The organism is Streptomyces sp. NPDC025638, from assembly GCF_055558775.1.
In genome coordinates this window covers 34,849-59,298 of record NZ_JBVHLX010000021.1, presented here as the reverse complement: position 1 = coordinate 59,298, position 24,450 = coordinate 34,849, and the positions used below count along the sequence as shown (strand labels likewise).

The 24,450-nt window shown below is 71.6% G+C and carries 23 protein-coding genes; 6 read left to right on the top strand and 17 right to left on the bottom strand.

What is annotated here, in order from left to right:
- Window positions 1-74: 74 nt before the first annotated feature.
- Entirely contained in the window at window positions 75-1,442 is a 1,368-nt protein-coding gene (locus ACZ4EG_RS38995; protein ID WP_453558154.1) for an L-serine ammonia-lyase, read from the top strand.
- A 30-nt stretch (window positions 1,443-1,472) separates the two neighbouring features.
- Here ACZ4EG_RS38995 and ACZ4EG_RS38990 read toward each other — a convergent pair whose 3' ends face one another.
- Genes ACZ4EG_RS38990 through ACZ4EG_RS38980 form a run of 3 tightly spaced genes read right to left on the bottom strand, consistent with a single transcriptional unit; the run spans window position 1,473 to window position 3,042 of the window.
- Window positions 1,473-1,958: a lysophospholipase gene (locus ACZ4EG_RS38990; RefSeq protein WP_467794004.1), complete on the bottom strand. Its 486-nt coding sequence runs from the start codon at window positions 1,956-1,958 to the stop codon at window positions 1,473-1,475.
- Window positions 1,955-2,437 carry an alpha/beta hydrolase gene (locus ACZ4EG_RS38985; protein WP_467794003.1) on the bottom strand — a complete coding sequence of 161 codons (483 nt, stop codon included), beginning with the start codon at window positions 2,435-2,437 and terminating at the stop codon, window positions 1,955-1,957. The genes ACZ4EG_RS38990 and ACZ4EG_RS38985 overlap by 4 nt, the downstream gene beginning before the upstream one ends.
- Window positions 2,434-3,042: a TetR/AcrR family transcriptional regulator gene (locus ACZ4EG_RS38980; protein WP_467794002.1), complete on the bottom strand. Its 609-nt coding sequence runs from the start codon at window positions 3,040-3,042 to the stop codon at window positions 2,434-2,436. Before ACZ4EG_RS38980 ends, ACZ4EG_RS38985 begins: the two co-directional genes overlap by 4 nt.
- Window positions 3,043-3,208: 166 nt before the next feature.
- On the opposite strand from ACZ4EG_RS38980, the gene ACZ4EG_RS38975 reads away from it, so the two are divergent.
- The 3 genes from ACZ4EG_RS38975 to ACZ4EG_RS38965 all read left to right on the top strand — a co-directional run bounded on the left by ACZ4EG_RS38975 (window position 3,209) and on the right by ACZ4EG_RS38965 (window position 5,727).
- Window positions 3,209-4,249 carry a phosphatidylinositol-specific phospholipase C domain-containing protein gene (locus ACZ4EG_RS38975; RefSeq protein WP_467794001.1) on the top strand — a complete coding sequence of 347 codons (1,041 nt, stop codon included), beginning with the start codon at window positions 3,209-3,211 and terminating at the stop codon, window positions 4,247-4,249.
- 92 nt (window positions 4,250-4,341) lie between these two features.
- Window positions 4,342-4,899, top strand: a complete 558-nt coding sequence (locus tag ACZ4EG_RS38970; RefSeq protein ID WP_467794000.1) for a GH25 family lysozyme — start codon at window positions 4,342-4,344, stop codon at window positions 4,897-4,899.
- Between the two features lie 150 nt (window positions 4,900-5,049).
- The gene (locus tag ACZ4EG_RS38965) at window positions 5,050-5,727 is read left to right on the top strand and encodes a Crp/Fnr family transcriptional regulator (protein WP_467793999.1); all 678 of its coding nucleotides are present in this window, start codon (window positions 5,050-5,052) and stop codon (window positions 5,725-5,727) included.
- A gap of 3 nt (window positions 5,728-5,730) precedes the next feature.
- On the opposite strand, the gene ACZ4EG_RS38960 is transcribed toward ACZ4EG_RS38965, so the two are convergent.
- The 6 genes from ACZ4EG_RS38960 to ACZ4EG_RS38935 are packed head-to-tail and all read right to left on the bottom strand — an operon-like array spanning window position 5,731 to window position 14,320.
- Window positions 5,731-7,416: a hypothetical protein gene (locus tag ACZ4EG_RS38960; protein WP_467793998.1), complete on the bottom strand. Its 1,686-nt coding sequence runs from the start codon at window positions 7,414-7,416 to the stop codon at window positions 5,731-5,733.
- Window positions 7,413-8,549, bottom strand: a complete 1,137-nt coding sequence (locus tag ACZ4EG_RS38955) for a protein phosphatase 2C domain-containing protein (protein ID WP_467793997.1) — start codon at window positions 8,547-8,549, stop codon at window positions 7,413-7,415. The genes ACZ4EG_RS38960 and ACZ4EG_RS38955 overlap by 4 nt, the downstream gene beginning before the upstream one ends.
- Before the next feature lies 1 nt (window position 8,550).
- Window positions 8,551-9,231 (bottom strand): vWA domain-containing protein, encoded by a 681-nt coding sequence (locus ACZ4EG_RS38950; RefSeq protein ID WP_363301581.1) that lies wholly within the window; start codon window positions 9,229-9,231, stop codon window positions 8,551-8,553.
- A 51-nt stretch (window positions 9,232-9,282) separates the two neighbouring features.
- Window positions 9,283-11,109, bottom strand: a complete 1,827-nt coding sequence (locus ACZ4EG_RS38945; RefSeq protein WP_467793996.1) for a vWA domain-containing protein — start codon at window positions 11,107-11,109, stop codon at window positions 9,283-9,285.
- A complete protein-coding gene (locus ACZ4EG_RS38940) occupies window positions 11,106-13,448 on the bottom strand; it encodes a hypothetical protein (RefSeq protein WP_467793995.1) in 2,343 nt (780 codons plus the stop codon). Before ACZ4EG_RS38940 ends, ACZ4EG_RS38945 begins: the two co-directional genes overlap by 4 nt.
- Window positions 13,445-14,320 (bottom strand): hypothetical protein, encoded by an 876-nt coding sequence (locus ACZ4EG_RS38935; protein ID WP_467793994.1) that lies wholly within the window; start codon window positions 14,318-14,320, stop codon window positions 13,445-13,447. Before ACZ4EG_RS38935 ends, ACZ4EG_RS38940 begins: the two co-directional genes overlap by 4 nt.
- 277 nt (window positions 14,321-14,597) lie before the next feature.
- Here ACZ4EG_RS38935 and ACZ4EG_RS38930 point away from each other — a divergent pair, with 277 nt between their 5' ends.
- Window positions 14,598-16,535 carry a beta-N-acetylglucosaminidase domain-containing protein gene (locus ACZ4EG_RS38930; RefSeq protein WP_467793993.1) on the top strand — a complete coding sequence of 646 codons (1,938 nt, stop codon included), beginning with the start codon at window positions 14,598-14,600 and terminating at the stop codon, window positions 16,533-16,535.
- Between the two features lie 21 nt (window positions 16,536-16,556).
- Here the strand turns inward: ACZ4EG_RS38930 and ACZ4EG_RS38925 are convergent, their stop codons facing one another.
- The 3 genes from ACZ4EG_RS38925 to ACZ4EG_RS38915 form a co-directional block, all read right to left on the bottom strand.
- Window positions 16,557-17,219, bottom strand: coding sequence for an NADPH-dependent F420 reductase (locus ACZ4EG_RS38925; RefSeq protein ID WP_467793992.1), 663 nt, complete (start codon window positions 17,217-17,219; stop codon window positions 16,557-16,559).
- A gap of 174 nt (window positions 17,220-17,393) precedes the next feature.
- Window positions 17,394-17,606 carry an EF-hand domain-containing protein gene (locus ACZ4EG_RS38920; protein ID WP_453558118.1) on the bottom strand — a complete coding sequence of 71 codons (213 nt, stop codon included), beginning with the start codon at window positions 17,604-17,606 and terminating at the stop codon, window positions 17,394-17,396.
- A gap of 59 nt (window positions 17,607-17,665) precedes the next feature.
- Window positions 17,666-18,577: a MerR family transcriptional regulator gene (locus ACZ4EG_RS38915; protein ID WP_467793991.1), complete on the bottom strand. Its 912-nt coding sequence runs from the start codon at window positions 18,575-18,577 to the stop codon at window positions 17,666-17,668.
- A 49-nt stretch (window positions 18,578-18,626) separates the two neighbouring features.
- Between ACZ4EG_RS38915 and ACZ4EG_RS38910 the strand changes: the two genes are divergently transcribed.
- The gene (locus tag ACZ4EG_RS38910) at window positions 18,627-19,268 is read left to right on the top strand and encodes a GNAT family N-acetyltransferase (protein WP_467793990.1); all 642 of its coding nucleotides are present in this window, start codon (window positions 18,627-18,629) and stop codon (window positions 19,266-19,268) included.
- 20 nt (window positions 19,269-19,288) lie between these two features.
- Here ACZ4EG_RS38910 and ACZ4EG_RS38905 read toward each other — a convergent pair whose 3' ends face one another.
- From ACZ4EG_RS38905 to ACZ4EG_RS38885, 5 genes are all read right to left on the bottom strand, one after another.
- Entirely contained in the window at window positions 19,289-20,473 is a 1,185-nt protein-coding gene (locus tag ACZ4EG_RS38905) for a YncE family protein (protein WP_453558109.1), read from the bottom strand.
- Window positions 20,473-21,270 carry a polysaccharide deacetylase family protein gene (locus tag ACZ4EG_RS38900; RefSeq protein WP_467793989.1) on the bottom strand — a complete coding sequence of 266 codons (798 nt, stop codon included), beginning with the start codon at window positions 21,268-21,270 and terminating at the stop codon, window positions 20,473-20,475. Before ACZ4EG_RS38900 ends, ACZ4EG_RS38905 begins: the two co-directional genes overlap by 1 nt.
- A gap of 80 nt (window positions 21,271-21,350) precedes the next feature.
- Window positions 21,351-21,854 (bottom strand): ATP-binding protein, encoded by a 504-nt coding sequence (locus ACZ4EG_RS38895; RefSeq protein WP_453558103.1) that lies wholly within the window; start codon window positions 21,852-21,854, stop codon window positions 21,351-21,353.
- A 303-nt stretch (window positions 21,855-22,157) separates the two neighbouring features.
- Window positions 22,158-22,925, bottom strand: coding sequence for an enoyl-CoA hydratase/isomerase family protein (locus ACZ4EG_RS38890; protein ID WP_467793988.1), 768 nt, complete (start codon window positions 22,923-22,925; stop codon window positions 22,158-22,160).
- A gap of 164 nt (window positions 22,926-23,089) precedes the next feature.
- Window positions 23,090-24,331: a L,D-transpeptidase gene (locus ACZ4EG_RS38885; RefSeq protein ID WP_467793987.1), complete on the bottom strand. Its 1,242-nt coding sequence runs from the start codon at window positions 24,329-24,331 to the stop codon at window positions 23,090-23,092.
- Between the last annotated feature and the right edge of the window lie 119 nt (window positions 24,332-24,450).

Genomic DNA, 24,450 nt, shown 5'->3' with positions numbered 1-24,450 from the left:
CACTGGAAGCGCACGTTTCTTCCGTGGGCGCGGTGCCCCACCCCTTCGCACCACCCCCGTACTGAGGAGTCACCGTGGCCATCTCGGTCTTCGACCTGTTCTCGATCGGCATCGGCCCGTCCAGCTCCCACACGGTGGGACCGATGCGCGCGGCACGCATGTTCGCCCGCCGGCTGCGCAACGAGGGCGTGCTGGAGTCCGTCGCCTCCATACGTTCCGAGCTGTACGGCTCCCTCGGCGCCACGGGCCACGGCCACGGCACGCCCAAGGCGGTGCTGCTGGGCCTGGAGGGCGAGTCTCCGCGGACGGTGGACGTGGAGACGGCGGACGACCGGGTGGCACAGATCAAATCGGGCGGGCGGATCCGTCTCCTCGGCGAGCACGAGATCGCGTTCTCCTTCGACGACGACCTGAAGCTGCACCGCCGCAAGGCGCTGCCGTACCACGCGAACGGCATGACCCTGTGGGCGTACGACGCCGAGGGCACGGAGCTGCTCTCGAAGACGTACTACTCGGTGGGCGGCGGCTTCGTCGTCGACGAGGAAGCGGTCGGCGCCGACCGGATCAAGCTGGACGACACGGTTCTGAAGTACCCCTTCCGCACGGGCGACGAGCTGCTGCGCCTGACGAAGGACACGGGTCTGTCGATCTCCGCGCTGATGCTGGAGAACGAGCGGGCCTGGCGCACCGAGGAGGAGATCCGCGAGGGCCTGCTGGAGATCTGGCGCGTGATGCAGGCGTGCGTGTCCCGCGGTATGACCCGCGAGGGCATCCTGCCGGGCGGGCTGCGGGTCAAGCGCCGGGCCGCCGTCACCGCCCGCCAGCTGCGCGCCGAGGGCGACCCGCTGGCGCACGCGATGGAGTGGATCACGCTCTACGCGATGGCGGTGAACGAGGAGAACGCGGCCGGCGGCCGTGTGGTGACCGCGCCCACCAACGGCGCGGCGGGCATCATCCCCGCGGTGCTGCACTACTACATCAACTTCATCCCCGGCGCCGACGAGGACGGTGTGGTCCGCTTCCTGCTGGCCGCCGGTGCCATCGGCATGCTCTTCAAGGAGAACGCCTCCATCTCCGGCGCCGAGGTCGGCTGCCAGGGCGAGGTCGGCTCCGCGTGCTCGATGGCCGCGGGCGCCCTCGCCGAGGTCCTCGGCGGCAGCCCCGAGCAGGTCGAGAACGCGGCCGAGATCGGCATGGAGCACAACCTCGGCCTGACCTGCGACCCGGTCGGCGGCCTGGTCCAGATCCCGTGCATCGAGCGCAACGGCATGGCCGCGGTCAAGGCGGTCACGGCCGCCCGCATGGCGATGCGCGGCGACGGCTCCCACAAGGTGTCCCTGGACAAGGTCATCAAGACCATGAAGGACACCGGAGCGGACATGTCCGTCAAGTACAAGGAGACGGCCCGGGGCGGGCTGGCCGTGAACATCATCGAGTGCTAGGGAAGGTGCCGCGGTACGCGGCGTGCCGGGTCAGGCGGCGTGCTTGGTGACGAAGCCGGCGATGGTGTCCTGCATCTGCGTCAGCCCCGGCTCCTCGAGGGGGTAGTGGCCGGCGTTGTCGAGCATGACGGTGTCGACCGGGACCTTGGTGATGCGGGACAGGAAGGGCCGGCTCAGATGGAGCGGGGTCCAGCGGTCCTCGGCGGGCTGGGTCAGCAGGACCGGGCAGGCGTCGAAGTCCTCGGGTTCGACCGCCGGGGCGTAGCTCAGGTAACTGCCCAGGAAGCGGAAGCTGACCCGGTTGCCGGCGGAGGTGCGGTCCTTCATGAAGACCTTCATGGCGGCCGGGTCGTTGGCCAGGGCCGACATCTTGCAGGCCAGGCTCATCGGGTACTTCAGGGAGGCGGCCGGGGTCCTGGCCAGCAGGCCCATGAGCGCCCCGCCCGTGCGGGCGGTGAGCCTGTCGTGGGCGGTCTCGTCGCGCACCTGCTGGCTGCGCTGGTCGATGAAGGTCATGCCGACGACGCGGCCAGGGTGGAGCGGGGGGCTTTCGCGGCGACGTGGTAGGCGAGCATGCCGCCCGCGCTGAGGCCGTAGAGCACGATCGGGCGGTCGTCGCGGGAGCGCTCGTGGGCGAGGAAGTCGACGACCAGATCGACCCAGTCGTCGTAGGACGGGGCGGTGCCGGCCTTGACCTGGGTGAGGCCGTAGCCGAGGTTGTCCAGGGCGACGGTCTCGAAGCCGCGCCGGGCCAGCGGGGCGCCCAGGATCAGGGACATCTGGCGGCCGTTGGTGCCCACGCCGTGGTGCAGGACGACCTTCGCCCTCGCCCCGGGATCGCGGTAGCGGTCGAGGTGGACGCGGTGTCCGCGCCAGTCCCAGAACTCCTCCTCCGGCGCGGTGGCGTCGGTCAGGCGCAGCCGGGAGGGCAGAAACTCCTGCAGGTCGCGCCAGGCCTGTTGGCCACGGTAGTACGCGGGGGCGGTGCTGCTCATCGTGGTCCTTTCGCCGGTGGCCTGCCGGTGGGTCGGGCCGGGGACGATGCGGGACGGGCGAGTGCCCCGCGAGTGATCATCTGCACGCCGGCCCGGAGTTCGCGGCGGACGGCGTCGGCGTCGCGCAGCTCGTCCTCCAGGCCCCGGGTGAAGGTGAGCAGGACGGCGGCGGCCTGTCGCGCGGCGTCCGGGACGACGTCCGCCAGGGCCGATGTCAGGAGCTCGGCCAGGCCGTCGGTGTAGTCGGTGACCAGGTCGGGCGCCTGGGCGGTGGCGGCCGACAGCAGTTCCTGGGCGTGTGCGGGGCTGTCGTGCCACAGCCGGATGGCGACCTCCAGCTTCACCGTGAGCACGGCGAGGACCTGCTCCTCGGGCGTGCCCGGGGCGGAGGCCGCCGCCCGCGCCGCAGCCAGGGCCTGCTCCAGCAGGGACTGGACGACCTTGGTGACTGCGTCTTCCTTGGTCCCGACGTACTTGTAGACGGTCGGGCGCGACAGCTGTGCCTCTTCGACGATGTCGGTGATCGTGGTGCGGCGGTACCCGTTGCGACAGAAGCAGCGGTAGGCGGCGTCGAGCACGAGCTGCGCGGTGGGAACCTTCGGCATGGCTACGAATTTAACACTTGCCAGAAAGTTTGTAAAAGCCTCGCAGTCGGGGCCGGCAGGCGACCGGCCGACTCTCCTCTTTTGATGTTCCTCCCGGGGCTACCGGGCAGTAATCGCGTTCCCCTACGCTGCCGCCAACTCGGCGACGACGAAGGGGAGTTGACACGTGCGCTCGGTTGGTGTGGTGAGACGGGTGGCGGCGCTGCTGGGTGCCGCCGCCCTGCTGCTGGCAGTTCCGGCGAACGCCCGCGCGGCGGCGCCGAAGTTCTCCGAGACGACGGCCATCGGCACGCACAACGCGTACGACAAGGCCAAGTACACCTACTTCGCACAGGCGTTGGACTCCGGCGCCTCACTGCTCGAACTCGACGTCTATGTCGACAGCCTCACGCACCGCTGGCGGGTCAGCCACAGCAACCCGCTGGGCAACGACAACAACTGCGAGGCCGCGAAGACCCCGGGCGAGCTGTACAGCAAGGCCCGCAACCAGGACTTCGGCTCCTGCCTGGACAACATCGCGGCCTGGAACCAGCTCCACCCGGACCACCCGCCCATCGTGTTCAAGGTCGAGATGAAGGTGGGCTTCAACGGCAGGGCGGGCATGGGCCCGGCCGCCTTCGACGCACTGGTGTCGCAGAAGCTGGGCAGCAGCGTCTACAAGCCGTCCGACCTGCTGGGCTCGGACTACTCCACGCTCGACGCGGCGTCGAGGGCCAACGCCTGGCCCGCTCGTGACGCGCTCAAGGGCAAATTCCTCTTCGAGCTGATCCCGGGCACGGTCGAGCAGGCCAACCCCTTCGACAGCTACTGGACGGACGAGGAGTACGGCGACCATCTCCGCGACCTGTACGCGGCCGGGAACATCTCGGCGGCCCAGGCCTTCCCGGCGGCGCTCGGCGCGGCGAACGGCGACCCGCGCACCAGCCGCTACGACGCCTCGATCCGCCCCTGGTTCGTGTTCTTCGACGGTGACGCGGCGACCTATGTGAACAACGCCTACGACACGTCCTTCTACGCCACGAACCACTACTTCCTGATCATGACGGGAGCGGACGGCGTACCCCCGGCGATCTCGTCGACCGCCCCCACGGACGCGGAGGTCGCCGCCCGGCTGTCGCTGCTGGCGGGGGACCACGCGAGCGTGATCACCTCCGACTGGTCGGCCAAGTCGGCCGCGGTACTGGGGTCGGTGACGACCCGAAGCTGACAATCCAGGCGCGCGAACGGATCACGCGTGCAAAGGTGGAACTGACAACACCTCAGCTCCTGTCACCCCACTGGCACTTCAGGGAGTTCCGCATGCTGCACGGCATCGACGTGAGCGCGTTCCAGTCCGCCTCGTACGACACGGACGGCCTCTCCTTCGCCTTCATCAAGGCGACGGAGGGGCGTTCGTACATCAACCCGAGACTCACCGCCCAGACCGAGACCGCCCGTGACGGCGGACTGGTCGTCGGCTTCTACCACTTCCTGTGGCCCGGCCATCTCACCGCGCAGGCCGAGTACTTCGTCAGGCACGCCCCCGAGCGGGCGGGCGACATCCTCGCCGTCGACTGGGAGACGACGAGCGACGGAACGCACGCGAGCAACGCGGAGAAGGACCTGTTCATCCGGAAGGTCAAGGAACTCCGGCCGCACAACAAGGTCGTGCTGTACGCCAACCGCAACTACTGGCTGGACGTCGACGTCACCTCGTACGCCGGTGACGGCCTCTGGATCGCCGACTACGTCACCGCGGGAAAGCCCCGCATCAAGGCCAAGTGGCTCTTCCACCAGTACACCAGCGATCCGCACGACAAGAACGTCGCCGCCTTCGAGAGCAGGGCCGCGCTCCGGGAGTGGGCGGGCGACGTCTGATCGGGTCACACTGGTGCGGTCCCGGTACGGTGGCCCGAGGACGGGAGGACGGGGCGTGACGAAGACGGGTTCGATACGGGTCGGGAGACGGCGGGTGCGGCGGTCGTCCGCACTCGGGTCCCTGGCCGTGCGGCCGCCTGGCTGACCGCCGTGGCTCTTCGCCCCGCCCCCTTCTGGGAGGCGCTCCACGCCGATGACCGGGCCGCGTTGCTCCGGGCGGCGACCCGGGTCGTGGTGGAGGCCGAGCGGCAGTTCCTGACCCAGGGCGAGGACTCGGACCATCTGGTCGTGCTGATGCGCGGCTGGGTCAAGGTGATCGCCCAGTCGCACGCCGGCTATCGGGCCCTGCTCGCGCTGCGCGGTCCCGGTGAACTCCTCGGCGAACAAGCCTCGATGGAGAGCGGGCGGCGCTCTGCCTCGCTCGTCACGGCGACCCCGGCCGAACTGCTGCAGCTGCCCGCCACCCGCTTCCACGTCCTCGCCCGCGCCCGGCCGGGCATTGCCGCCGCCCTGGAACAGACCCTGTCGCGGCGGCTGCGCGAGGCCGATCTCCAGCGCATCGGCATCACCGAGCCGGTGCCCGCCCGGCTCGCCGCGCTCCTGCTCGACCTCGTGGAGCGGTGCGGCATGCCGGAGCCGGACGGCACCGGCCGCCGTCTCGCCCTCGCCCTGTCCCAGGACGACCTGGCCGGCCTGCTGCTGACCTCCCGGCGCACGGTGAGCCGCGTGCTGGAGCAATGGCGGGCCCGGGGCTGGATCGTGACGGGGCGTCAGTATCTGTCGGTCCGGTCGGTGGATCAGCTGAAGGCGCAGGCCTTCGGCGGGTGAGGGTCAGCAGGAGGTGTAACTGACCCCGTCCCTCGGCGCCTTGTAGATCCGGTAGCCGTTCGAGTCGGTCAGCTGATAGGTGACCGTCCACTGGTCACAGGTGTCGGACGGGCTGGAGGCGGGGCCGTATCCGGCGTCCTGGTGGCTGGTGAAGTTCAGGGTGGCCAGCGTGTAGGTGCCGTCCGAGGACAGGTCGCTCAGGACGAAGTCGCTGTCCCGGGTGGTGGACATGACGTCCTTCCACTGGTTCCGGGCCGACTTGGAGCCGAGGTTCACCACCGAGGTGCCGGGGTCGTAGTGGTCCAGGGCCGTGTCGTAGTCGTGCTTGTTGATCGCGCCGAAGAAGCGGGCGAACATGGCGGCCACGTCCTCGGCCTCGGGGTCGTCCGCGACCTGGGAGTAGTCGACGGTGGCTCCGGGGGCCACGGCCCGGTCGGACGGGGTGTCCTCGCCGGAGTCCGGGGTGCTGACGCCGGCGCCCGAGTCACCACTGGTGTGGACGTCATCGGTGGCCGTCGCCGAGGGCCCGCCCGAGGACGGCGACGCCGAGGCGCCCGTGGAGTCCATATGGGTCGCCGCATAGCCGACGAGGCCGCCCACCAGGACCGCGCCCAGCAGCCAGCCGGCCACCCTGTTGCCCATCGAGCCGCTCTGGGCCGGGCGGCGCGGCTGAGGCTGGGCGGGGAAGGTGAACCCCTGGGGAGGGGACGCCGGCTGCGGCTGGGGCCGGTAGGGGCCCGCGGGCGTCGGGGTCGGGGCCGGCGGCTGAGTGGTGTGCGCCGTGGCGCGCCGGGTCCGCTTGACCCGGTTGTGCACCAGCTCCAGCCTGGTCAGCCAGTCGGACATCGGCGGCCGCCGCTGCGGGTCCCGGTTCTGGGCGAGGCTGGCGAGCTGGGCGAGCTCGGTGGACACGGCCCGCAGCGGGCCGAGGTCGGGACTGTCCTGGTCCCGGTTGAACACCCGCGCGGCGAGCAGACCGAACTTCCAGGAGTCCGAGGCGACCGTGGCCTTCTCCGGCTCCGGCACCTCCCAGCCGGTGGTCTCCACCTGCTTGAGCACGTCCTTGCCGGTGTAGCGCATCGAGTCGCAGTCGATGAACCGGCACCGGGCCTGCCCCCGCAGGGTGAACAGGACGTTCTTCGGCGAGAGGTCGCCCACCGTCACCCCGCGCCGGTGCAGCCAGTCGAGGGTGCGGGCCTGGTCGAGCAGCAGCTCCACGCGGTGCGCGTCGTCGACGTACAGGCCGACCCGGGTCATATAGCCGTCCGGGTTGAGCAGGAACTCCAGCGCCTGCAGCTTCACCTCGCCGCCCGGCATGCGCAGCTCGTAGTCCTGGGTCACACGCCGCATCAGAAAGCCGACCACCCTGGTGCGCGGGTTGCGCGACGGGCGGGGGTCCGTCGGGGTGTCGCCCAGGTAGACCAGGGCGAGCGGCCAGGTCAGCCGCTCATCCAGATAAGCGCGGTCGGCCGGGGACAGCATCTGGCGGAAGCAGACCATGTCGTACAGGACGTCGCTGTCGTACGCCTCCGTCGGCCGGTACTCCTTGTACGCCAGATATTCGCCCGCGAACTTGCCCGGCGGGTCGGGCACCCCGTACACGATGCCCTGCCCGCCGTCGCCCAGCTTGTGCGCGGTGTAGGTGCCCAGCTTGTCCGGCAGTACCCAGGGCACCGTGACCTCGCTCATCGCGGACCCCCCGCCGCGGCCACGCGCGGCCACAGGGCCACCAGCGTGCGGTCGTCGTCGAAGGTCTCCCGGTAGAAGTCGAGCAGATGGGCGAAGCCCAACGGCGGTACCGGGCGCTCCAGTTCACGGCAGAACAGCTGGGCCACCACGCCCCGTCCGTCGCCGACCGGGTCGCCGAATCCGTCCGTGCCGATCAGCAGCACACCGGTCGGCTCCAGGACGTACTCGAAGGGGACGACCTCGGCGGGCACGTACGGCATGGGCCGTACGGCGGAGGAGACCAGGCCGTCCGCGCCGACCGCCTTGCCGCCCTGGAGCGGATACAGAGCCCCGTTCTTGATCAGCCACACCCCGGAGTCACCGACCGACACCAGCGCCACCCGTACCCCCGCCGGGGTGGGCGTGGCCGCCCCGGCGACCAGGGTGGTGGCCAGCAGGTCGGCCGTCTCGTCGACCGTGGCGTCCTCCTGGTGCAGCAGCCGGCGGGCCTGCACCCGGAGCTGCCAGTGGACGGTGCTCAGCAGCTTGGGCCAGTCGGTGACCAACCCGCCGCTCGCGCGCACCTGGGCGAGCATCTCGTCGACCGCGCTGCGGCAGGCGAGCTGGGAGCCGATGTGCGGCTGGCGGGCGTCGGAGACACCGTCGGCGACGGCGAACACCACGGTGCGGGTGTGCTCGTCCCAGGCCGCGGCCGCGTCGTCCTCCCGCGGCCGGCCCTCGGCCCGGTGGGCGTAGCCGCGCACCGAGGCGAGCCGCAGGTCGAGCGCCTCGGTGGACCAGCCGTCGCAGACGGTGTCGGGGCGGTACGACAGGGCACCGATCGGCGGTCTCGGGTCGAACTCGGGAACGGCGCCGTCCACGCTGATCGTCTGCCATCCCTCGGCGAAGGCGTCGGACCGGGGAGGAGAAGCCGGCGCCGGGGCGGGGTGCGCGGGCGGCTGGGCGGGCCGGCCGACGGGCGGCCACGGTCGGCCCGGCTGCCAGTCGTGGGCGTAGGAGCCCGCCGGTTCCGGCCGGTCGTAGGACTCTGCCGGTTGCTGCGGGTACAGCTCGGGCGCGGGGCGGGGAGGCGGCGGCACCGGCCGCTGCCCCTCCCGGTCGTCGTCGGGGTGCCGGTTGGGGAACCAGGTCACGTCAGATCACATCGATCGCGACGGTGAAGCCTTCCGGCTTGTCGACCACCAGCTGCGGGGACGCCGAGCCCAGCGAACGGCCCGAGGAGATAACGCTCTTGGTGAGGGCGGTGCAGAACTTCGCGATGGCACCGCCCACATCGACGCCCTTGTTGGCGACGAACCCGAACTGAGGTTCCGTGGCCACCTGGTTGATGGTCTGCGCGTCGGCGTCCACGATGCCGCACGCGATGATGTTCGGCGCGCCGAGCGTGACCGAGCGGTCGGTGAGCCTGCGGTGCGCGTCCTGCCAGTCCTCGCCGTGGTTGGGCAGCCCGTCGCTGAGGAAGAACACCGCGGGCCGGTGCACCTGGTAGCCCTCGCTCTTGAGGGCGTTGACATCGCCCGGGATGCGGTTGATCAGGTCCTCGAAGGCGGCGAGGTAGCTGGTCATGCCGCGGGTGCGCAGCAGCGGGAACTCATTGGCGCTGCGCAGGTCGACCAGGTGGACCCGTTCGACCACGTCGTCCGAGAAGCCCAGGACCGAGAAGCGCACCTTGGCCGCGGCCATCGGCTCGCCGAGCAGCGCCTGGTGCAGTGAGCGCAGGCCGTCGTTGAGGTCGTCTATGTGCTCGGTCATCGAGCCCGACTCGTCGGCCAGGACGTAGATGGGGAGCAAGTGCCCCCGATTGCTTTCCATCATCGTCTTTCCGTTCTTGCGTGGTGGGACTGACTGCGTGGGAGGTGGTGCGGATCAGTAGGCGTCCTCGGCCCGCCGGAAGCCGTCGGGCGGGTTGACCGAGAACTGCGGGTCGCCGGAGGCGAGGCGCCGGGCGTAGCCGACGACGCTGTCGCGCAGGAACCCGGCACAGCTGTGGGCAGCCGACACGGCGTCCTGGTTCGGCGGTGCCATGAAGCCGAACTCGGGCCGGGTGGCGACGGCACGGACCGCGAAGGCGTCGGCCCGGCCCAGGCCGAGGGCGATCACGTTCGGCGCGGCCGGGTTGCCGCCGATGTCGGTCAGCCGCTGATGGGCCTCGCGCCAGCCGTTGCCCTCGTCGGGGACGCCGCCGGTGAGGAAGTACACGATCGGCCGCAGCACCTGGACGCCCTCGGCCTTGACGACGGCGACGTCCTGCCCGACGACGGTCTTCAGCAACTGGAAGGCGCTGCTGTACGACAGCCCCGGGCGGCCGGTGAGGATCGGCGTCCGGGTGCCGTGGGTGACGGCCTCCAGCTGGAGGCGCGGTTCCGCGGTGGCGGCCATGCCGAGGACGGACAGCCGCAGGGACCTGGCGACCTCCGGTGCGCCGGAGAGCGCGGAGTGCAGGTCGTTCAGGCCGCGGTTGAGCTCCTGCAGGCTGTCGCGGTCGAGGGACTCGTCGAGCACCAGGTAGATCAGGGCGGCGTAGGTGGGGACGGCGGGCCGTCCGGCGTACGGGGGGAGGGCATCGCCCACGACGGTGGACCCGGGGCCCTGGGCGGTGAACCCGGGGCCCTGGTCCGCGGGCCGGGGCGGCGGGGCCTGGGCCTGGGTCCGGGTCTGGGCGGATCCGGCGGTGGACGCCGAGGGGAGCTGGGCGGCCGGGGCGTCCCAGGGCCGGGCGCCGGGAAGCTGCGGGGTGGTGGCGGAGGGGAGCTGGGTGGCGCCGCCGGTGGCGCGGCCGACCACGTCCGTCAGCAGCTGCCGCATCACCTCCAGGTCGCCGGCCTGCACCAGGTTCTTGTCGGCCATCGCCTGGAACAGGGCCAGCGCGCGCTGGTTCTGCAGCTCGGCGGTGGCGAAGCGGGCCTCCTCCAGCTTGCGCAGCATGTCGAACGCGCCCGCGGCGTCCTCCGGGTGCGTGTTCATGTACTGCCGGATCAGGCCCTCGCTGTCCATGGCGACATGCCTGAGGGCCTCGGCCTGGCGGGCGGCGGCCTCCATCTCCTGTTCCTGCTTCTTGGCCGCGATCTGGCCCTCGCGCAGCACATCACCCATGTTGGGCACGTGTTCGGCCTGCCCCAGCGTCTCCCGGCGGCCCGCCTCGATCAGGGACTCCAGGTAGGCCTTGGACTTGGCGTCGGGCTGCACCGACACCTGGCAGCCGTAGACGACCAGCCCTTCGGCGAGGGTCACCTGCTGCCCGCACCGCTGGTTGAGGTAGTGCTGGAGGCCGAAGGAGTCCTCGATGGCGAAGCGCTGTCCGGCGGCGTGGAACAGGCTGGTGAGGTAGGTGTGCACCAGGGGCAGCGGGTTGTCGATGCCGGAGCGGACCAGGGCTTTGGCGCCGTCCCAGCCGTCCACGCGGAAGGCGAAGTCGACCTTCACCTCGAAGGCGTGCACGCCGTCCCGGGAGACCAGCGGGTTGCGGCCGAGGACGGCGCTGCGCCGGTAGCCGCGCAGATCGACCTCGTAGCGGGTGCGGTACTTGGAGAAGACCTGCTGCGAGGGGGTCATGGGGCGGCCCTCGAAGCACTCCACCTCGCCGGCGGCGGTGGCGTACACGACCGCCAGGTGCGGCTGGGTCGCCTTGGTGGGCCCCACCGCCATGCGGGGCACCGGACTCCGGTTGACGATCAATGAGACCGGCTCGGTCACCGGCCACCTCCTGGCTGAGTGGGTCGGACGGGTGGGGCGCTGTGCAGACGGGCGCCGAGGACCCGGGCGGAGCGGGGCAGCGGGCGGAAGCGGTCGCGGTCGGTCCAGTGCCGGGCGTAGCGCTCCAGGAGCATTCCGGCCCGGGGACTGCGCGCCGCCACGTCCTCCACGAGGACGCGGACCAGGTCGTCGAGGAGCTGGGGGTCGGCCTCGGCCTGGGCGGCCCAGGCCTCCAGCACGGTCCCGGCCTGGTCGGCGAAGAGTTCGCCGCTGATCGCCTCGGACCACAGATAGCCGAGCAGCCGGCGCAGTTCGTCGCCGGGCGGGGCATCCGCGGCCAGCCGGAGCAGGGTGGGCCGGCTGCGCGGAGGGGCGCCGCCCGCCGCCGGCTCGTCGGTGGCCAGGGCGTCGGCGAGGATGAGGAACGCGAGGTGGCCGGAGGGGCGGCTGGCGGGTTCGTGCGACATCTCGGCGATGGCGCGCAGCACCACGGGGGCGTGGGTGTCGACGTCCTCCTCCATCAGGTCGGCGAAGGCGTCGCCGATCTCGATGGCGACCTGGATGTGGTCGACGGTGCCGAGCCGGGTGAGGGTCTGCAGGGCCGTCGGGAGGTCGGCGCCGCCCAGGCACAGGCCGTATGCGCGGGCGGCCGCGGCCTGGAACTGCCAGGTGCCGCTCATGTACCAGCCGTCGACGAGGTTGCGTACGCCGGTGCGCAGCGCGGGGTCGCGGGCGCACACGCGCAGGGCGTAGGCGATGGCCTCGCGGCGCAGCGAGCCGGTGCCCTCGTCCATGACCCAGCCGGGGAAGATCTGGGTGGCGATGTGGTCGAAGGACTCGGTGGCGATCAGGCCGAGGGCGGTTCCGGCGAAGCTGCGCACCTGTTGGGAGGGCCGGTCGACCAACTCGCCGAGCCAGGCGACGAGTTCCTGCTGGATGCGGTACTCCGACCAGACGTGCCGGATGATCCGTGCCGGGTAGTCGAGGTTGCGGTACTCGGCGACGGTGCAGGGCAGCCAGCCGAAGTCGCCCCGGGTGACGGCGGAGTAGGTGCGCGCCCGCAGTTTCTCGGCGAACTGCCTGCGGGACTGGCTGAAGGGGTCCTGGCGCAGGGGTACGGGTCCTTGCTCGACGCTGGCGGTGAGGACACCGCGGTCGCTGCGGAACCGGTCGAGGAGGGAGCTCGCGGCGAGGGACACGTACTCCTGGGGGAGTCCGCCGAGGACGGCGAGGGCGATGGCCTGGGTGCGCAGTCCCATGTCGCCGAGTCCCTCGAACCACTCCTCGGGGCCCTCTCCGCCGGTCTGTTCCATGCGGGAGCGGATCCGCCGCGGGTCGACGGCGCCGTCGCGGTGTTCCTGTTCGAGGATCCAGGCCAGCTGGGCGGCGATCCGGCAGGCGGCACCCTGGTCCAGCAGTTCGGCGGTGAGTTCGGCAACGCCGTCCGTGGCGAGGACGAGTTCGGCCTCCGATTCGCCGATCCGGTGGGAGAGATGGGCGGCGAGCACGGTGTCCAGGGCCTCGGGGTGGGCGATGCGCTGCACGTACTCGCCGAGGTCGCGGTCGAGTTCGGCCTCCGGTCCCGCGGTCACGACGACATGGGCGTCGGCGTCCCGCAGCAGGCTCTCCAGGCCGGCCAGCTGGGGGCCGCGCAGCAGGCCGAGGTCGACGGGCCGGTCGAGCAGCAGGCCGGCGCCTGCGATCTGTCTGAGGTCGGTCAGCCGGGTCAGTTCGGCCACCGAGTCGATCAGGTAGAAGGCCGTGGCCCGGGCGGATATCAGCAGGCGCACGGCGGCCGCGGTCTTGCCCGCGCCGCCGGGGCCGCGCAGTACGACCGAGCGGCGCTGCCAGGCGTCGACGACGACGTCGTCCCAGCGGGGCGGGGCCCGGAAGGTGTGCTGGACGGCTGCCACGTCCGCGGCGGCCAGGGTGCGCAGCACGACTCGGTGTTCGCCCCCGGCATGGATGACGATCTTGTCGCCCTCGACCCGGTCGCCGCCGATGTGGGTCCAGGCGGTGCGCAGCAGCCCGGCGCGCAGACTGCCCTGTCCGGTACGGGCGGTGGCCTGGCTGGCGCTGTCGCTGCCGCCGACGGTGTTGTCGGGGGCCGCCGGTTGTGGTGTGCCGCCCTGCTGGGGCGTACCGCCATCCGCGCCGCCTGCGGTGCCGGGCTGGGGCGAGCCGCTGTTGCCGCCGCTGCCCCCGGCGCCGCCCTGCGCGGGTGTGCCGCCGCCGGGCGGCGGTGCGCCCTGCGGGGACGGCGCCCCTCCCCCGGTGGGCGCCGTCGTCGTGGGGGTGGGGGCAGGGGCGGGCGCGCCGCCGGCGGGCGGTGTGGTCATGATCCGTCCGCCGAGGTGCCGCGGCGGGGCACGTCGCGGGAGCCGTGGTGATGCTCGATCTTGTTGCCGTGCACATAGTCACCGCCCACGGCCATCGCCCCGTCCCCCACCGCGATCTGACCGTTCGTCACATCACCGACGTGGAGCGAGGGCGGCAGGACCGGGCTCCCCGGTTCGGTCCCACCGCCCGCTCCTCCCGCGGTACCGCCCGTGCCGGGGTCCTCCCCCGGTCTCGTTCTGCCACGTGGCGGCTCCCCCGAGTCCGCGGGAAGTCCGGGTGGCGCCGGGTAGCCGGGTACGGTGACCCAGCCCCGGCGCGGTTCGCCGTGCTTGGTGACGAAGTCGGCGGGCAGATACGCCGCCGGGTCGATGCCCGGGTAGCGGCCGAGCACCACCTTGCGGTGGATGTCCTCGGAGACGACCACCACCAGATGGGCCCGGCCGGCCCGGGCCAGCACCTGCTTGACGGGGCCGGCGTCGACCAGCCGGGAGAGGTCGTTGACGGCGTTGCTCGTCCACCGCTCGCCGCGCCTGCTGACCAGCCCCTGCTCGAACCCGACCCGCAGCCGCATCCGGTGGTCGTGGTTGTAGGTGTCCCGGTGGTGGACCAGCGCGTCCTCCAGGCCCCGCACCAACTCCCTCAGCAGCAGGGTGGGTTTGGTGTCCGGCGGGGCCAGCAGCAGCATGCCGTCCCCGCGGTCCTGCACCTCGCATCCGTCCAGGCCGAGCCCGGCCCGCCGTAACCCGAACTCGACCACGTGGTACAGGTCGTCGTGCAGCGTCGCCTGGGTGGTCTCCGCGCGCAGACTGAAGTCCTCGATGTCGAGGAGCACGATCCAGTGGCTGTGCGGATCTTCCGGAACCACCACCATGTGCGACCTCCCCCGTGCCTGTAGCAGGGGCCGCGTCCGCCCCACGCATCTCTGGATAGAACCTGCTGTCGGCAGTGTCTACGCCAACTGGCGCACAGTGCCCTCTTGTCGACGCCTTCGCCGCCGTTTCCGACGGAACGTCACACGGCTGCGCGACATGCCTCGACGACGTTCACGTATCCCCCCGAACGGAAACTGCCGTTCCGTCATAATCAATGCGACAGATGGTAGTTGACTGCCTACCGCCCGCGCAGACGGATGGTGGAGGGGGCTCAGGGTGCGCCAGTTCCGTGTCCCGCCGCAGCTGTTGGTCGGCTTCGTCCTCGGCCTGGTGGTCGTGGTGTTCGCCCGCTCCTGCGGGGACGGACCCGCCGGCCCGGACGGCGCCGCGGCGGCGGCCCCCTCGGCGGCCGACGGCAAGGCGCGGACCACCCGCGCCGGAAGCGCTCCGGCGCAGGTGCCCGCCCTGTGGCCCGCACCGCGCAGCGTGCGCCGGGACGCGGGTTCGGTGCGGATCGGGCGCAGCGTGGCCGTGCGCGCGGACGCGGGGACGGACGCGGCCACCCTGGACGCCGTCACCCGGGCGCTGCGCGCGGGCGGCGCGGACGAGATACGCCTGGGGGACGCGCCGAAGTCCGGCGAGCTGCTGGTCACGGTGGCGTCGGGCGGCACGTCGGCCGCCCTGGCTCCACTGCGTGCCGCCCCGCCCACCGGTCTCGCCGCGGGCGGGTACGTCCTCGCCGTCGGCATCGACCACGGACAGCCCCGGGCGGTCCTCGCCGGGGTCGATCCGGACGGTGCCTTCCACGCCGCGCAGACCCTCGCCCAGCTGGTGCGCCCCGTCGGTTCCCGGGCCGCGCGCACCGCGCTGCCCGCCGTCCGCATCCGGGACTGGCCGGCCACCGCCGCCCGCGGGATCGTCGAGGGCTTCTACGGCACACCCTGGTCCCAGCGGGAGCGCCTGGAGCAACTGGACTTCGCGGCGCGCTGGAAGCTCGACACATACATGTACAGCCCGAAGGACGACCCCTATCTGCGCGGCCGCTGGCGCGAGCCGTACCCCGAGCCCCGGCTCGCCGAACTGCGCACCCTGGCCGCGCGGGCCGCGACCGACCACATCTCCTTCGTGTACGCGCTCTCCCCCGGCCCTTCCATCTGCTACTCGTCGGCCTCGGACACCGCGGCGCTGGTGCGCAAGTTCCGGCAGCTGTGGGACGGCGCCGGGGTGCGGGCCTTCGCCGTGCCGCTCGACGACATCGAGATCGACCACTGGAACTGCGCACGCGACGCCGCCGTGTACGGCAGCGGGCGGGGCGCGGTCGGGCGGGCGCAGGCGGATCTGCTGAACAAGGTGCAGCACGAGTTCCTCGACGCCCGCGGCGGCGCCGCTCCGCTGATCACCGTGCCCACGGAGTACGACGGGGCGCGGGCGAGCGCGTACAAGACCGCGCTGGCCGGGCGGCTGGACCGGGACGTCCGCGTCATGTGGACCGGGCCGCTGGTCGTCTCCCCGGCGCTGCGCACCGAGCAGGCCCGTGCGGCCGGTCGGCTGTACGGGCACCCGCTGCTGGTGTGGGACAACTACCCGGTCAACGACTACACGGCGGACCATCTGCTGCTCGGCCCCTACATGGGCCGCGAGGACAGCCTGCCCGGCGCGGTCGCGGGTCTTCTGGCCAACCCGATGAACCAGGCGGCCGCCTCCGACCCGGCGCTGTTCTCGATGGCCGCGTACGCCTGGAACCCCACCGCGTACCGGCCGGCCGCGGCACTCGACGCGGGCCTGTCCGCACTGGCCGACGGCGACCGGCGCGCGCTCACCGCCCTGCGCGCCTTCGCCGACGTCAACCGCGCCTCCCGGCTGAACACCGCACAGGCACCGCAACTCGCGACCCTGACAGCGGCCTACTGGCGCAGCGGCGGGAAAGCCGAACCGGCCCTGCGGGAGCGGCTCACCGTCCTGGCCGGGGTGCCGGACACGGTCCCCGCGCCGCTGCGCGCCTCGGCCGCCCCCTGGCTGGCGTCCACCCGGGACTGGGCCCGCGCCGCCCTCGCCGCCCTCGACCTGCGGGACGGCAAGGGCACCCGGGCCCGGGTCCGGTCCCTGCGCACGGCGGCCCGCTCCCACACGATCACCGACTGGCAGGGGCGCACCCGCGCGGTCGAGGTGGGGGCGGGGGTCCTGGACACGTTCGTGGCGAGGGTGCTCGGCTGAGGACCGGACCGGTCCCCGCGCCTACCCCCTGAAGTCCGCCGGCCTGTCCTTCGGCGCCTTGGCCAGTGCCTCGGTCACGCCGTCGACGCCCGCGCGCAGGCCGTACACCGGGGTGCCGGGCTGCTGGTGCCAGGAGTCGTCGATACCGCCCGAGTCGACCGTGTCGAAGCCCAGCTCGTCGATCAGGTCGCGTACGACCCGCTTGGCGGCCTCGTCGTCGCCGGCCACCGGGAGGGCCAGCCGGTCGGGGTCGCCGGCCGGACGGGGGCCGTCCAGGATGTCCTGGGCGTAGGTGCCGTTGAAGGCCTTGATCACGGGGTGCCCGATGTGCCGCTCGGTCCAGCGGCTCTCGGTGAGGCCCTCGTCCTCGATCCCCGCGATCCTGCCGTCGCGCTGCTGGGGGTAGTAGTTGCCGGTGTCGATCACGGCGACTCCCTCGGCCGCGCCGTCCAGCAGCCCGGACGGAAGATTCGGGACCGCCTTCAGCGGGACCGTGACCACGACGACCTGCGCGCCGCGCGCCGCCTCCTCGACCGGTACGGGGGTCGCGCCCGTCTCCTGGGCGAGTTCGGTGAGCGTGTGCGGGCCACGGGAGTTGGCGACCGAGACGTCGTGACCGAGGGCGGTGAGCCGCCGGGTGAGATTGCCGCCGATGTTGCCGGCGCCGATGATGCCGATCTTCATGACAGGCCCTTCCGGGATCGATGCATGTGCATGCGTCTGCTGTGCGGCGTCAACCCCGGGGGCCGGCGGACTATTCCGAGGACCGACCACCCTTACGACGATCTCGTCGGGCATACGGAAGGGGACATGCGGAAGGGGGGCACCCGGGCCGGGTGCCCCCCTTCTCCGCGGGCGTCACTTCTTCAGGTAGGCCCAGAACTCGTCGAACGACAGGACCTTGTCGCCGTTCAGGTCGCGCGTCTTGATGATGGCCTCGGCCACCGCCTCGGTGACGTTCCAGTCACCCTCCTGGGCCATGGCGGACTTGAGCTCGGCGGCGGTGATGAAACCGTCACCGTCCGCATCGATCCGCTGGAACTGCTTGCGTGCTTCCTCGATGTCCGCCACCGATCCGCCCCTTTTTGTCGCGTTTTCTAGGTCATACAGGCGTACTGCCGCAGGTCAGACTAACGGCCCGCGCGAAACTCCAGTGCGGCGACCACCCAGGCGAAGTCCTCCTCGTGGACGGGCTGGGCCGTCCCCTTGAGGATGCCGAGCAGTTCCCGGTAGCGGGCGGCCCTGACGTTGTGGGTCGCCTTCATACGGGCGAGCACGTCGCCGCGGTCGGCCGTGCCGAGCAGGTCCCGCAGTACGGGCTCGGCCTGAGGCGACTCCGGGGCGATGCCACGCTCGCGGGCCCGCCCCACCAGCTCGACGAGCCGCTTGAAGAACCACATCGACGCCCCGGCACGCGCGTCGTGCCCCCGGTCGGCGGCGTTGAACTCGGCCGCGCCGCGCATCAGCGCCCGGAACTCGGGGTCCTGGATCAGCTCGGCCAGCTCCACCCAGGCGTCGACCTGCTCGGGCGTCGGATCGTCCGGCAGCGAGAGCGCGATGTTCCGCATCCGCTCGCGGATGTCCGGGTCCGCCGTGTCCAGTCCGCGGAACATCTCGTCCACGAACTCCTCCAGGATCCGCCTCCGCTCGGCCGCCGACAGCCGCGCCAGCTTGTTCATCAGGGTCATCTCCTCTGCGGTCGAACCGCGTCGCGCCACGGTCGACAGCACCGCACGGGTCAGCCTCAGCGAACCGATCTGCGCGTCCAGCGCGGCCACATGCGCGGCCGCCACCCGCGCCACCGTCGTCTCGCCCGCCAGCACCGCGCGCACGTCGTCCAGACCGAGGCCCAGCTCGCGCAGGGTGCGGATCAGCTCCAGGCGGGCGACGGACTCGGCGTCGTACAGGCGGTAGCCGCCCGCGGAGCGGGTCACGGGGGACAGCACGCCCTCGTCGGACCAGTACCGGATGGTACGGACCGTGAGTCCGGTGCTCCGGGCCAGCTCGCCGATGGTGAAAAGTCCGGTGCCGTCGTCGATCATGTCTGCGAGTCTGGGGCTTCCAGTCGGTGGAGACTCAAGGGGTGCGGTCGTGGCGGAGACCCTGCGGGACATTCTCGACGCCGCCGCGCGCGGTGTCTTCCCGCCGGACGACGGCGGTACGACGGTCGTGCCCCAGCACACGCACCGGGACGCCGGGGTCATCGCCTTCACGGCCCGCTCGGTCGTCTTCACGGACGAGGATCCGCGGTGGGTGCGCGAGACACTGCGGGCGGTGACGGTCGACTGCGACGCGCTCTCCGCGACCATGAACGCGCGGTTCCTCGCGGCCTTCATGGAGCGCACGGGCCGTACGACCGACACCATCGACGCCCTCGTGGTGGGTTCGCCCCTGCCGGGCCGGCCGCCGCTCGCGCTCACGGAGACCGCCGACCCCGGCCATCCGCGCGCCGTACGGGCCCGTGCGCGCCGGGACGACGTGCGGCTGTGGGAGGCGGACGGCGGTGTGGTCGTCCTGGGACGCGGGGTCGCGGGCCGGCTGGAGGTCGCGGTCGAGGTGGACGAGGGGGTACGACACCGGGGGCTGGGACGCCAACTGGTGACGGCCGCCCGGCACCTCGCCGGGGAGCCGGTGTGGGCCCAGGTCTCCCCGGGGAACGCCCGCAGCCTGCGGGCGTTCCAGGCGGCCGGATACCTGCCGGTGGGGGCGGAGGCGCTGCTCCTCGCACCCTGAGGGCAGGGTGCCGACACGGCCTAGCGGAAGATGCCGGTGTGGCCCAGCGAGTAGCGGCCCGGCTGCGGGTAGACGGCGAGACCGTGCGGGCCGCTGCCGACCTTGATGCGGGCCAGTTCGGCCCCGGTGCCGGTGTCGATGGCGTACACCTCGGAGTTGTAGCGGCCGGACAGCCACAGCACCTTGCCGTCGGCCGAGACCCCGCCCATGTCGGGGCTGCCGCCGCCCGGCAGGTGCCACTTCCTGGTGAGCCCGTTCTGGGCGAAGTCGAAGATGGAGATGGTGCCCTCGCCCCGGTTGGAGATGTACATCTCGCGGGAGTCGCGGCTGACGTACAGACCGTGGGCCCCCTTGCCGGTGGGCAGGAGGGAGGGTCTGGTGAACCGGTCGCCGTCCAGGATCCACACGCCGTCGGCCATCATGTCGGCGATGTAGAACCGCTTGCCGTCGGGCGACACCTTGACGTCCTGCGGCATCGCGCCCTGGAACGGCAGCTTCTCCTGGCCGACGACCTTCATCCGCGCGGTGTCGACCTTGAGCAGCTCGCCGCTGAACTCGCAGGAGACGATGAAGTAGCGCCCGTCGAGGGAGAAGTCGGCGTGGTTGACGCCGTAGCAGCTGACGGGCACGGTCTTCACGCGCTTCATGGTGTGCGCGTCGCGGAAGACGAGCTCGCGGTCGAGGGAGGCCATGACGACGGCGTACTTGCCGTCGGGCGTGAAGTAGAGGTTGTACGGGTCGTGGACGGAGACCGTCTTACCCGCCTTACCGGTCCTCGGGTCGATGGGGGTGAGGGTGTTGCCCTTGTCGTTGTTGACCCACAGTGTCTGCAGGTCCCAGGAGGGCACGACGTGCTGGGGCTGCCAGCCGACCGGGATCGTCTCGACGACCCGGTACGTCTTCGGGTCGATCACGGAGACCGTGTTGGAGTTGGTGTTGGGCACGTAGACCCGGGACGGGAAGTCCTTCACCGCCGGGGAGAACAGGTTGGGGCGGTCGGCGGCGTAGACGTCGTGGGGGTCGAGCACGGGCGGCATCCCGGGTAGTCCGTCGACCAGTTGCTTCTTCTGGGGCGGTGCGGGCGCCTTGCTGCCGAGGGCCTCGTTCTCGCGGTGCTCGGACCCGCTGCTGCACGCGGGCAGCAGCGTCAGGGCGGCGAGGGCGGCGCCGGCGGCCAGGACGCGGACGGCTTTGGTGGGACGCATCAGCTCAGCAGCTCCGTGGTGGTGACCGCGTGCAGTCCGCGGCTGTCGAGTTCTTGGAGTACGGCGGGAAGGGCGGCGACCGTGTCCGGGTATCCGAAGTGCATGCTCACCACGGACCCGCCCCGGACCTCGGCCAGGACCTTCCGGGTGACGGCGGGGGCGCCCGGCCGGGTGTAGTCGAGCGAGTCGACGTCGTACGACAGCACATGGGGGTAGCCCGCGGCGCGGGCCAGCCGGACAACGAGCGGGGAGGCCGTCGGGGCACGGGAGGGCCGGAACCAGGTGCCGATCGAACCGGTGAGCCGTCTCAGCCGGTCCGCGCACTCGGTGATCTCGGCGCGGGCACCGGCCTCTGACATGGTGTTGACGGCCACGTGCCGCTGGGTGTGGTTGCCCAGGTCGTGGCCGCCGTCGAGGATCCGGCGGGCGATGTCCGGCTGTTCGTCCAGCCAGCTGCCCACGGCGAGCACGGTGATCCGGGCACCGTGCCGCTCGGCCTCGGTGAGCAGGGCGTGGGCCAGCGCGGGGTCGCCCTGGCCGTGGAAGGTGAGTGCGACGCGGGGGTGGTCACGGGGTCCGTGGGTGATCTGCGCGGGCTGCCGGGGGAAGGCGCGCGGGGCGGGGGCGGCGAGGGGGGCGGGCTTCGCGGGGGTGCGCGAGGGCGTGGCTCGCGCGGGGGTGGGCTGCGCGTCGGAGCCGGTGGCGGACGAGCATCCGCCGGCGAGGGCGCCCCCGGCGACGAGCCCGGCCCCCGCCCGCAACGCCCCGCGGCGGTCGGTCGTGGTCACCCGCACCATTTAAGGGTGATTGGGTAAGAAAACGGCCGATTGACCCGATGGGTGGATCCGTACGGGTCGTCACCTCCGCGAACGTTCGCTCAGCGGTCGGCGACCCTCATCTCGAACCATGTCGTCTTGCCTCGGGGCAGCAGATCGACGCCCCATCGGTCGGCCAGCTTGTCCACCAGGAACAGCCCCCGGCCGCTGATGTCCAGTTCCTGAACCGGCATCAGACAGGGCAGCCCGCGGGAGGGGTCACGGATCTCGACACGGATCCAGCCACGGCGGCGGCGCATGCGGAGTCCGAAGACGCGGGCGCCGGTGTGCCGTACGGCGTTGCCGACGAGTTCGGAGACGAGCAGGACCGCGTCCTCCGTCATCTTCGGGGTGAGTCCCCACTGGCGCAGAACGACGACCTGGGCGAGCCGGCGCGCGGTGGCCGCGGACTCGGGGCGGGACGACAGCGGGACTTCGGCCTCCGTCGGATTGCCGAACAGTTCCAGTGCCTTGAGTGCCCGTTCGTCCTCGACCGCGGGCGACCAGCGTGCCGCGGCCGCACGGCTGTGTCCCCGCGGCTGTTCGATGCCCTCCAGCCCCGCCATGCACCCCATCATGGCCGCCCGGAGCGCCCTCCGTGGGCGTTCCTGAGGAATACGCCCCCCGGAAGCCCCTATTCCGGGCCATCCGTTCGGCATATGCCGACGGCATTTCGGTGCCCGCGGCGGCCCACCCCACCTGCACGGACGGCCCGAATCCGGGCATGGGACGGGTCGCCTCGACAAGGCAGACTTAAGGTTGCCTTAAGGTTTCTATAAACCGCCCCATCGAGGGACCCGGGTGAGACACCGTGTCAATTGCAAGGGGTTCCGCGGAAAACCTGGCGAAGTACGGGAACCCGGGGGAACTCAGAGGAACTTGGCCTTGCCGGGCCCTTCCTCCACAAAGCTCTTCATGCCCCGCTCGCGGTCCTCGGTGGCGAACAGGCCCGCGAACCAGTTCCGTTCGACGGCGAGGCCGGTGTCGAGGTCCGTCTCCACTCCGGTGTCGATCGACTCCTTCGCCGCGCGCAGCGCGATCGCCGGGCCCTGCGCCAGCCGGGCCGCCCAGGCATGGGCCTCGGTGTACACGTCGGCGGCCGGGACGACCCGGTCCACCAGGCCGATCGCCAGGGCCTCGCCGGCCTTCACCATCCGGCCCGTGAAGATCAGGTCCTTGGCCTTGGAGGGGCCGACGAGCCGGGGCAGCCGCTGGGTGCCGCCCGCGCCCGGGATGAGGCCCAGCAGGATCTCCGGCTGGCCCAGCTTGGCGTTGTCGCCGGCGATGCGGTAGTCGGCGCACAGGGCCAGTTCGCAGCCCCCGCCCAGCGCGTAGCCGGTGACGGCGGCGACGACCGGCTTGGGGATGCGGGCCACGGCGGTGAAGGAGTCCTGGAGGGCGCGGGCGCGCAGGACCATCGCGGTGTGGTCCATGGCCTGCATCTCCTTGATGTCCGCGCCTGCCGCGAACACCTTCTCGCCGCCGTAGATCACCACGGCGCGCACGTCGTCGCGCCGCGTGGCCTCCTCGGCGAGTTCCTTGAGCCGGTCCTGGGTGGCGACGTCCAACGCGTTCATGGGCGGCCGGTCCAGCCGCAGCGTACCGACGCCTTCGGCGACTTCGAGAGAGACGGTCATGCAGAGCAGGTTAACGGGGACTAACGGCAATGGGCCCAATGCCGTCGATCACACCCGGCCGGGGGTCCGGGGGTTGTCCCCCAGGCAGACACAGCACGGGGACCGACGGCAAACGGCCCGGTGCCGTCCGTCACAGCACCGGGCACTACGTCCGTCGGACAGTCCTACGACTTCCACTTCTCCCAGGACATGTTCCAGCCGTTGAGGCCGTTGTCCGGGGCCACGGTGGCGTCGTGGGCGTTCTTGACGACCAGTACGTCGCCGATCATCGAGTGGTTGAAGAACCAGGCCGCCGGGACGCTCTTGCTCCAGCCGCCGCGCACGTCCCGCAGGCCCACGCAGCCGTGGCTGGCGTTGTAGTTGCCGAAGGCGCCGCCGCCCCAGTAGTTGCCGTGCACGAAGGTGCCGGAATCGGTCAGCCGGATGGCGTGCGGGACGTCCTTGATGTCGTACTCGCCGCCGTAGCCCACGGTGTCGCCGTTCATCCGGGTCACCGTGAGCTTCTCGCTCATGACCATCTGGCCGTTCCAGGTCTCGTAGCCGGGCTTGCCGGTGGTGACCGGGATGGTCTTGATGACCTTGCCGTCCTGGGTGACCTTCATCGTGTGCTTCTTGGCGTCCACGACGGAGACCTGGTTGCGGCCGATGGTGAACTTCACCGTCTTGGCCTGCTTGCCGTAGACCCCGGGGCGGCCCTCGACGCCGTCGAGGTTGAGGTCGACGGTGACCTTCGTGGCCGCCGCCCAGTACTTCTCGGGGCGGAAGTCCAGGCGGTCGTTGCCGAACCAGTGGCCCTCGACGTCGACGGCCGGCTCGGTCTTGACGGTGATGGCCTTCTCGACGTCCTCGGGGTGCGTGATGCCCCGGGTGAAGCGGATGGAGAACGGCATACCGACGCCGACGGTGGAGCCGTCCTCGGGAGTGAAGTAACCGGCGAAGGTGTTCTGCGGCGTCAGGGTGGTGAAGCTGGAGTCCTCGGCCGCCTCGCGGCCCGCGGAGTCCTTGGCGACCGCGTGCACCGTGTACTTGGTGGAGGCGGCCAGGTGGGACGAGGGCGTCCAGGTGGCGCCCCCGTCGGTTATCTTCCCGTCTATCTTGCCGCCCTTGGCGTCCTTGACCTCGACCGCGGTCAACTTGCCCTTGCCGGCGGTCACCTTGAGCGCCCCGCTGGTCCGCACCGACTTCGCGCCGTCCTTGGGCGCGATGCTGACGACGGCTTCGGACTGCTTGCCCTGCTGCGTCGAGTCCTTGCCCTTCCCGGCACCGGAGCCGGAACCCGAGTCCGCCCCTCCCCCGCCGCACGCGGTCACGGCCATGAGCAGGACGCCGGCTATCAGCACCGGCATCCCCTTCCGGCCCCGCCCTCGCGCGTCAACCGACGCCCCCGATATCGGCCGCACGTTCACGTTCTCTCCCCTCGCGGGGCCTGGTCAGGCCCGCTCCCCGGCGCGTCCCGCGCCCCCACTGGCGCATATTAACCGCAGGGTTTTGAGCTTCGTGTCAGGCAAAGGTCACCGTTCCGTCG